Source organism: Psychrobacter sp. 1Y10, assembly GCF_052259005.1.
GTDB lineage: Bacteria > Pseudomonadota > Gammaproteobacteria > Pseudomonadales > Moraxellaceae > Psychrobacter > Psychrobacter saeujeotis.
The window spans coordinates 1-8905 of record NZ_JBQQES010000017.1 but is presented as its reverse complement, the minus strand read 5'-3'; the positions used below and the strand labels follow the sequence as shown (position 1 = coordinate 8905).

At 41.2% G+C, this 8905-nt stretch carries 7 protein-coding genes; 4 read left to right on the top strand and 3 right to left on the bottom strand.

Annotated features, from left to right (window positions below; all coding sequences use genetic code 11):
• Positions 1-283: 283 nt before the first annotated feature.
• The 4 genes from ACTXGH_RS13655 to ACTXGH_RS13640 all read left to right on the top strand — a co-directional run bounded on the left by ACTXGH_RS13655 (position 284) and on the right by ACTXGH_RS13640 (position 4732).
• Positions 284-577, top strand: coding sequence for a mobilization protein MobS (locus ACTXGH_RS13655; protein WP_087816251.1), 294 nt, complete (start codon positions 284-286; stop codon positions 575-577).
• Positions 577-1110 (top strand): hypothetical protein, encoded by a 534-nt coding sequence (locus ACTXGH_RS13650; protein WP_087816255.1) that lies wholly within the window; start codon positions 577-579, stop codon positions 1108-1110. Before ACTXGH_RS13655 ends, ACTXGH_RS13650 begins: the two co-directional genes overlap by 1 nt.
• Before the next feature lie 521 nt (positions 1111-1631).
• Positions 1632-3392: an L-lactate permease gene (locus tag ACTXGH_RS13645; protein WP_345832723.1), complete on the top strand. Its 1761-nt coding sequence runs from the start codon at positions 1632-1634 to the stop codon at positions 3390-3392.
• Positions 3393-3523: 131 nt separating this feature from the next.
• Positions 3524-4732: an alpha-hydroxy acid oxidase gene (locus ACTXGH_RS13640; protein ID WP_062846045.1), complete on the top strand. Its 1209-nt coding sequence runs from the start codon at positions 3524-3526 to the stop codon at positions 4730-4732.
• A gap of 182 nt (positions 4733-4914) precedes the next feature.
• Here ACTXGH_RS13640 and repM read toward each other — a convergent pair whose 3' ends face one another.
• From repM to ACTXGH_RS13625, 3 genes are all read right to left on the bottom strand, one after another.
• Positions 4915-5862 (bottom strand): replication initiation protein RepM, encoded by a 948-nt coding sequence (repM, locus tag ACTXGH_RS13635; protein ID WP_439297161.1) that lies wholly within the window; start codon positions 5860-5862, stop codon positions 4915-4917.
• Between the two features lie 287 nt (positions 5863-6149).
• Positions 6150-6953 (bottom strand): hypothetical protein, encoded by an 804-nt coding sequence (locus ACTXGH_RS13630; protein ID WP_439297162.1) that lies wholly within the window; start codon positions 6951-6953, stop codon positions 6150-6152.
• A 2-nt stretch (positions 6954-6955) separates the two neighbouring features.
• Positions 6956-8692 carry a MobA/MobL family protein gene (locus ACTXGH_RS13625; RefSeq protein ID WP_443561787.1) on the bottom strand — a complete coding sequence of 579 codons (1737 nt, stop codon included), beginning with the start codon at positions 8690-8692 and terminating at the stop codon, positions 6956-6958.
• Positions 8693-8905: the final 213 nt, after the last annotated feature.

Here is an 8905-nt window from a genome sequence, read left to right as displayed (position 1 = left end):
ATTTAGTCGATGCGATAAAAATAGCCATTTCTATATGCTCTAGCTTTTGATTTTTAGCACTACGTCTTTTCGTAGTGCTGGGGGTGTGGGGGTCTTACCCCTGCCGATGTTTTGACTTCATAAATGTATAACCGTAGGGAATAAACATTTGTGAAGTCGAAAACTCGCACTTAGTCAGTGGGACTTAACCATCCGTCAATTAACTATATCATAAACTGTTGTTAGGTATTGGCGAAGTTGCTATAGTTGGGTGAATAGGTAGTTTGGTATTTAAGAGGAAGGTATGAGCTTACTTGGTGGTAATGATCTAAAGGAACAGCAAAAGATTAATGAGCTTGAGCTTAAAATAAATAGAGAGAAGCAGAAGTTAGATAAGAAGCTGACACGGCAAAAAATACTACTGGGTGCTTTTCTTGTAGATGCGTTAGAGAATGATTCAGTAGATGGTTTAAAGGATTATACAGCTAACCATCTATTAGATTTTTTGAGCAGACAGACGGATAAGGATTTAATGGCAGATTTGGTAAAGGAGCTTGGAAATAAAGTTAATGCCAATAATAACGATGAGACAAACTAATGCATAACTCAAAATCAAGTACCTGTTTAATAGCAACCGCCTTTGGATTTTTTTTACTTCCGGTTTTATTTGGCTGTACTACCTTAAAATCCTACCAAGTAACACCAATAGAAGAAAGAACTGCCCTTAACAATGAGAGCCCATCAGTGTTACCACAACGAGACTCTACTAAGTCACTGTCCGACATATTTAGTGGTCTATCTACGGGCGGTCAAATGCCAGGTATCGTAAGTGGCAAATTTGTTATTAAAGATAATTGTCTTATGTTGCAAGTCGCCAAAGATAAATATATGACGCCCTTATTTCCTCCGGATGATGTCGTTTATTTAGAAGAGGAAAAAACTATTGTACTGAAAGGCATAAAAATTAAATTGGGTGAGAAAATATTTACTGGGGGCGTAACAACACCAACGACAAATCTTGAGTTTGCGACACAAGGAGATGCCGCTTGTCTGACTGAAATAGGCATGGCTATCGATGCCGATATAATGGAAGTCTCTGAAGAGATTAAAAGGAAATTGGATACCTACTAAAAAATAAGTGAAGAAGCTATTTCCCCTGCTTATTCTCAAAATTGGTTCGGTACCCTAGTGAGGACTTAAATTTTCAGTTGTAGCTCATCTTTTTTTAGCCTCGCTATCAAGCCCCTTACTTTATATATAGAGATTGGTGGCTTTTATTTTATGCAGGATTAACGAGAGCAATCGACGATAGGGCTCATTACTGTAATCATCGAGATTATAATCAAAGACTCGCTGATCAAGATCGTCATAACTTTTAATTTTTTGATCTATATTTATTTACTAGTATAATTTGTCCACTTTTGCTATTTTGGCTGTCCAAGCAATTTACCATATTAAATACAGAAGAACTATCGAATCTCGATAACTTAAAGATATTCTTATATTCGTAAAAATATAAAAACAGAGGACTGTTGAAGTCAAATAATAATATGTTATTTAAAAGCTAAAAAGACTTTGGCATAACTTCAGGTTTAGTGATTCCAGCTTAATAAAATAATTGGCTGGTACACTTATCAACAAGGATTGTTATAATGTATACCTTTTTGGCTTTAGCGCCTATTCTCGTCGTTTTCTTGTTACTTGTAGTCCTGCGGCTACCGGCAAAAATATCTATGAGCGCAGCTTATCTTGCAACGGCATTGCTAGCTTTTTTCGTTTGGCATGCTAGTGGCGCTCAAGTCGCTGCTGCCACTGTTAACGGTATTATTGTAGCGCTCACGATTTTATTCATCGTATTTGCGGCTATCTTGTTACTTAATACCTTAAAAGAAAGTGGTGCCATCATCGCCATTCGTAAAGGTTTTATGGATATCTCGCCTGACAGACGCGTTCAAGCAATCATTGTGGCGTGGTTATTCTGCTCATTGGTGGAGGGCTCATCAGGATTTGGTACGCCATCTGCTATCGGTACTCCACTATTATTGGCGCTAGGTTTCCCAGCAATGGCTTCTGTTATGGTCATGTTGATTATCCAGTCTACGCCGGTGTCATTTGGTGCCGTTGGCACACCGATATTACTTGGCGTTTGGTCTGGTATCAGTGATAAACAAGATCTAGCTCAGTCTATTGCGCCGACCTCTGCTGAAAATTATCTCTTACAAATTACCGCTAATATCGGGCTGTTACATGCATTAGTAGGCTTTTTAATTCCGCTAATTTTAAGTGCATTTTTGACGCGATTTTTTGGCGAAAAACGCTCTTTTATCGAAGGGCTCAAAGTGTGGCCTTTTGCACTCTTTGCCGGTCTCAGCTTTACCATTCCCTACTTTTTGGTGGCTAAATACCTAGGTCCTGAGTTTCCATCATTAGTAGGCGGTTTTATCGGTTTACTGATTGTACTTCCTGCGGCAAAGCGCGGATTTTTAATGCCGAAAGATATCTTCGATTTTGCACCCCGAGACGACTGGGACAAAGATTGGCTAGGTACTTTGGACGAAGAACAATATGATGATTCAATAGCACCAAAGTTTACTTTAATAAGGGCATTTTCTCCTTATATTATTGTTATTGGGCTATTAATTGTATCTCGGGTTGTGACACCGCTGAAAAACTTTTTGGTAGGGGACTTCACAACGATTAACCTTGCCAATCTTTTTGGTACGACTATTTCTAGTAAAATACAACTCGCTTATTCTCCGGGTACTATTTTAATTATTACTTCATTACTGTGTATATTGCTGTTTAAAATGAACAGACAAGCGGTAAAACGTAGTTGGATTAATTCAGCAAAAACTATGATTGCGGCAGCGCCAGCTTTATTGTTTTCGGTGCCGATGGTACAAGTATTTATTAATTCAGGTTCAGCCGCCGATGTCGCCACTTCGCTACCAGCCATGCCGATATTATTGGCTGAAAGTGCGGCTGGGGCGTTTCAAAATGCATGGCCGCTAGTCTCGCCATGGATTGGCGCAATGGGTGCGTTCATTGCAGGTTCCAATACCATCAGTAATATGATGTTTTCTTATTTTCAGTGGTCAACTGCCAGCCAAATTGGCCTTAATAGCAGTCATGCGGCACAAGTGGTGGCACTTCAAGCGGTGGGCGGTGCGGCTGGTAATATGGTTTCAGTACATAACGTGGTTGCCGCGTGTGCAGTGGTCGGATTAATAGATAAAGAAGGTTACGTGATTCGAAAAACCTTGCTAGCAATGATTTACTATGTCATTCAAGCTGGATTAATTGGTATGGGTATCATTTTTGGTGATTTATGGTGGTGGATTTTGGCTATCATTTGGCCAATAGTATTTTTTGTACTAATGTCGCTGACCAGTAGAAAAAAGGCAATTAATTAATATTTAATAGCTACACTAAAAAATCCTATGAACTCATCATTCTGACGCCATTGTATTATCTATATTAGATTCAGAATGGTTAGTTACAGTGACTACATTACAATTACTAAATAGTTATCAAGGAAAACCCCGTGAAAGATTTAAGCAAAATTACAAATATTGAAGACTTGCGCCAAGTCGCTGAACGTAAAGTACCCCGTATGTTTTATGATTATGTCGACTCCGGTTCATGGACTGAGACCACCTATCATAATAATGAGACTGACTTTGACCGTATAAAGCTGCGCCAGCGTGTGATGATCAATATGGAAGGACGATCGCTTGCTACTGAAATGCTGGGGATGCCTGTCAATATGCCCGTAGCGATCGCGCCAACAGGCTTCACGGGTATGATGTGGGCAGATGGTGAGATTCATGCGGCGCGCGCGGCTGAGAAATTTGGTGTACCGTTTTCGCTATCGACTATGAGTATTTGTTCTATTGAAGATGTGGCGACGCATACTAGTGCACCGTTTTGGTTTCAGCTGTATATGATGCGCGATCAGGAATTTATAGCCAACCTAATTCGCCGTGCCAAAGAAGCCAATTGTTCAGCGCTTATCTTGACCGCCGATTTACAAGTATTAGGGCAACGTCATAAAGACATTAAAAATGGTCTTTCTGCACCCCCTAAACCAACGCTTGCCAATATTTTAAACTTAATGACCAAACCGCAATGGTGCATGAATATGCTGGGTACTAAACGGCGTACTTTTGGTAATATTGTCGGTCATGCTAAAAATGTCGAAGACATCTCTTCTTTATCAGCGTGGACGGCAGAGCAATTTGATCCTGCACTTAGCTGGGATGATGTCGCGCGCATCAAAGATATGTGGGGCGGTAAGCTCATTATAAAAGGCATTATGGAGCCTGAAGATGCGATCATGGCCGCACGTAGTGGGGCTGATGCACTGGTGGTTTCGAATCATGGTGGGCGTCAATTAGATGGTGCACCATCTTCTATTGCTGCGCTAAGTGATATTATACAAGCGGTTCATGCTGAGAATAGTGATATCGAAGTATGGTTAGACAGCGGTATCCGCTCTGGTCAAGATGTCTTAAAAGCAATCTCATTGGGTGCCAAAGGCACACTTATTGGCCGCGCGTTTCTTTACGGACTTGGTGCTTATGGCGAAGATGGTGTACGTCGTGCGCTTGAGATCATTTATAAAGAATGTGATATCAGCATGGCATTCTGTGGTCATACTAATATTCAGGAAGTAACAGATGATATTCTGGTAAATGGTACTTATGAGCAACTCAAATCTGCTCTGCCTTATATAGCACCTATGCGCTGGTGACTCTCGAATCATTGTTCTCATAAGAAATGTTATGAGAAATAACTTTGGATAGAAGAAATCAGTTTTCACTGGTTCTATTAAGGTATACCCCAAGGTAACCAGTTATTTTGCCCTTCAAACCTATTAACAGCCTACTTAAAACAGACTGGTATAATGGAACCACTTATAATAAACAGCTAGCCTTAATACTCTAAATAATCCCTTATTGGACGTTTTTTAAACTGAGAAGCGTCTTTTTTAAGGCGATTAATCATCTCAAACTCCCATCCCTGCTGCGACTGTCCAGCTGGGCTAGTAGGGCTAACTATATGATTATAGTCAGTCATAAACTGAGGGTTACGAGCAATACGTCCCAGCTGTTTATCATTTAGACCTTCTACCGTAAACATATCAGCAGTATCAACATCACGTAGCTGATTTTCTTTGTTAGCCTTAATTTTAGTTTTCTCATGAACTTTAAACTTAAAGCCTGTAATAGTCCTACCTTTTTTCACCTGAGAATAACTGACTTTAATATCTGATTTTTCATTAATTTCTTTAACAGCAAGGTCTAAAACCCTTAACTTAAAGTTACCCATACGCTTGTATTCGTGATCTTCTACACCTAACTGATTTCTGAAATTATCAAGATCAAACAAGGGCGTTTGCTTGGCAGCTAACCACTGTATGAGTAGCTCATACAACCTAACGGAGTAAATACTATCCATACTGGCGGTTTGCTCAAGCAAATATGAAGTGAAAAAATCTTCTGCACCATCAATACGACTAATGCCATTAACCACAGCAAGCGTAAATACCAACTCAATTGCACCTTCATCATCAAGATAGGTAACTTGCTGAATCCAACGAGATTTAACAAGCTTTCCTCTCTCGTCTACATAACTAAAACGCCTATTAAATAAGTTTTCCTCAGCATCCTTCATACGCTGATAACCATTCTGACGCGTTGTTTCAAAAATTTCTGCGTAGCGCAATGCATCAATGCGCAACGGCTTATCGGTACTTAATCCCGTATTCGTTTCTCTCGCATCTACTATTGCCAACTGAATGATACGAATTTCAGGCAGAGATAGGTTTTGTAATGCTGAATTGAGCTGATTCGTTTTAACAACCAAGTTACCTTTTGACATTTAATTCATCCATAAACTAAATAATGACTACGTTATCATATTGAAGTATATAAAACTACATAAAAAAATAAGTAGATTAATGGTAACTAGACGTAGTCATATGGGTAACTAGACGTAGTCATATGGGTAACTAGACGTAGTCATATGGGTAACTAGACGTAGTCATATGGTCTCTACAGCCCTCTATACGTAAGGCTTACAGCTTGTCTAAAAGCATTTAAAAGCATTTAAAAGCATTAAAAGCCTTTTTTTCTTTTTTTATTAATTAAAAAGATAAGGGCTTTGAGCTATCTAAATTTGCAGTATTGATACTTATCTGTACCTATAAAACATGATTTTGGCTTAATTCTCGCATAAAATTCACCATCCTGACCATTAACGACATTATGAGCAATTTTAGCTGCTGCTAAACTGTCATACTTAGTTTGACGTTCTGCAATGTCTGCTTTACTAGGTACAAGTAACCAAACAGAAAATAAAGTGATTGCAAATATGAAAGCACAGATACCACCTACTAAAGCAGAAGCCTTCCAGCTCAGTGATTTAGCAAACTCATCTGATAACTGCTTTGTGTACTGCTCAGCCCCTTTCTTTGCTTGAGTTCTAACACTCGTCAACGCAATATTTGCATCATTAGCCAATTTCTTGTTTTGATCTTCAAAAGACTCAGAAAAAAGCTTTAAGCTGCTAAAGTTAGTATCAAAAGTTCCTTTCATCTCAGTTGATAATTTAGACAGTTGGGTTATCTGTGTCTTCGCTATACCTATCGTTTTTTCTAGCTGCGTATTTGCTTGCTCAACGTGACCACCAACGCCTTGTGTTAGCTGGTTAGAGTAGTAATTAAGAAGATCAGCAACCTCTAGGCGAACCTCTTTAGCTGTACCGGCAACAATCGCTGATTTAATTTTATTTTCTCGTTCTTGATAATCTTTGAGCTGTGCGGTTAGTTCGTTGACAAGCTTTGCAGTGGCGGTGTCTCTCGCTGCCATCGCTTGATACTGTTCTTCTCTTTGCGTGAGCAATGCGGTGTTATGCTCGGTAAGCGTTGCAATAGCGGTAAGCAGGTCTTCAAGGTTGGGTATCTCTGACATTTTTATCTTCCTAATCCATAGCTATGGCTGCGATTGATCTCGTTACTGTAGTCTGCAACGGCTTTTTGTGCGCTCTCTAGGGCTTTTTCCTGCGTTTTATCGACGCTTTGCCCGTGATTGTCTGTAAATTCAGTTAAAACGCCTTGTAGAGCTGCTGTGTGCGTTTTACGCTCACTGGTATAGTGTAGATTTTTAATTTCATTCAATGCTTGCGTTGATTTGTCGATCACTAAGTCCGTTAACGCGCCACGCTCATTTAACGCAAGCTCGTGCTGTCTCTGTGTGGTATCTGGGTTATCCATATAGTGATTAAGGTTGTGCATGACCTCATTAGCGACTGAAATCGCTAAAATAGGTTTGCCTACCTTGTTGTTTGGATCAATCCCTTTCTGTGTATGCTGTTCTAACTGTGCCATTACGGCTGCATACAGCGCTTTTTTATCTACCATGAATTGCTGACTTTCACGCTTCAGCTGCTCGGCTACCGCTTGCTGCTGCCTTGCTCTGTCGACTCGTACCTGTTCAATGCGCTCACGTTCGGCTTGTTCACGTTTTTGTTGTTCGGCAAGCTCATGCTGTCGCTGCTGCTCCAGCGCCAACTCTTTTTGTTTTTGCTCGTCGGCTTTTCGAGTGGCAACCCCTTTCGCCATTGCCATTGCTTGTGCAACCGCGTCTAGCGTGGGTGCTTTAGGCTTTGGTGCGCTTGGCGGTTCAGAATTTTTAATAGGTTCATCTACTGCGGTTGCCCTGCTTGGCGTGGGCGAATCGTTACTGATCGCCTGTATTGGTGGCGGTGTGGTGTGCTCAATATCTTTGATTTTATGACCATTAAAGATAATTTGTTCAGCAGCATCATTTACTGTCTGATTTTTGGCAAGCGCTACGCCCCATACCAGCTCGTTGCGCTTGTGGATTATTTCGTTGATGGTGCCGAGCTGTGTTGCTGGCGTTTTATCAATCTCGTAAACCTCGCCTTTCTCCTTTGCTTGCGCCGCTTTTTTTAGCTCTTGCTCGTATTTGTCACGTTCCAGCTTGGTAGCGACTGACCCCATTTTGAGCTGTGGCTCAATATCAATACCTTGCGCGGCATAGCTGCGACTATCAATCAATCTATGGTCATGCTCGGCTAGTTTTTCGTTGGCGATCTGCTCCCATATTTGGCGAACGTCTGTAATCTCATGGCTCACACGTTCCATACCAAGCGAACGCCGCTTGTTATCGGACAGCTCAATAGTCGCTTTGTCGATCAGTATAATTTTGTTGTCTTGGTCGAGTGCTGCGGTGCGCGTGGTGAATAGGATATGGGCGTGGAAGTTACGAGGGTCTGCGCCTCGCTCAATCTCTTTGTCGGTAGGCTTGTGAATGGCGCAATCGGCAATCGTGCCGTAACGGTCTGCTAAGGTTTGGGCGAACTGGTGCGCCAGCTCTTTGCGGTCTTCTGCGCTTAATTCATGCGGTAGATTAACCAGCCATTCACGAGCCACACGCGCATCTTTTCTTTTTTCGGCAGCTTCCGCTTTGTTCCATAAATCACTACGATCAATATCAGCATTGGCAGCTGCCAATGCTGACGGCAAAATGATATCCGCACTCATTACCCCATGCTTTTTTGAGTAGTCGTGGGTCTTACCGTATCGCTTATCTCCCAATTCACAACCAGCACGATAGCTCGCAGAAGCAACGGCACTTTGTCCATTACCTCGTGATATAGATTTAGTCGATGCGATAAAAATAGCCATTTCTATATGCTCTAGCTTTTGATTTTTAGCACTACGTCTTTTCGTAGTGTTGGGGGTGTGGGGGCTTGCCCCTGCCGATGTTTTGACTTCATAAATTTATAACCGTAGGGAATAAACATTTGTGAAGTCGAAAACTCGCACTTAGTCAGTGAGACTCAACCATCCGCACTTAGTCAGTGAGACTCAACCATCCGCACTTAGTCAGTGAGACTC